The sequence below is a fragment of the Acidimangrovimonas sediminis genome, assembly GCF_002871005.1.
In the GTDB taxonomy this organism is placed as follows: domain Bacteria; phylum Pseudomonadota; class Alphaproteobacteria; order Rhodobacterales; family Rhodobacteraceae; genus Acidimangrovimonas; species Acidimangrovimonas sediminis.
Genome location: NZ_PHSN01000097.1, coordinates 1 through 396 on the forward strand (window position 1 = coordinate 1; position 396 = coordinate 396).

The 396-nt window shown below is 62.9% G+C and carries 1 protein-coding gene; it reads left to right on the forward strand.

The features are described from left to right. Positions 1 to 385 (forward strand): 5-deoxy-glucuronate isomerase (locus CVV76_RS24495; protein WP_199178713.1); only part of this gene is annotated, 385 nt, incomplete at its 5' end. Positions 386 to 396 lie beyond the last annotated feature (11 nt).

Here is a 396-nt window from a genome sequence, read left to right on the forward strand (position 1 = left end):
CGCCATGGAGGCGGAAGATTACTGCGACAGCCTGCTGGTGACCGAGGTCTTCACCCCGGCGGGGCACTGGTCCTCGTACCCCAGCCACCGCCATGACGAGGACGACTTTCCCCGCATCACCTATCTCGAGGAGACCTATTACCACCGGCTGAACCCGGAAAACGGCTTCGGCATCCAGCGGGTCTATACCGACGACCGGCAGATCGACGAGACCATGGCGGTCTCGGACGGCGACGTCGTGCTCGTGCCGCGCGGCCATCACCCCTGCGGCGCGCCCTACGGGTTCGAGATGTACTACCTCAACGTCATGGCAGGGCCTCGGCGCAACTGGCGCTTCATACCCGCGAAAGAGGTCGAACCGATCATGGAGCGAGACGCAAAATGAAAAAACGGTTC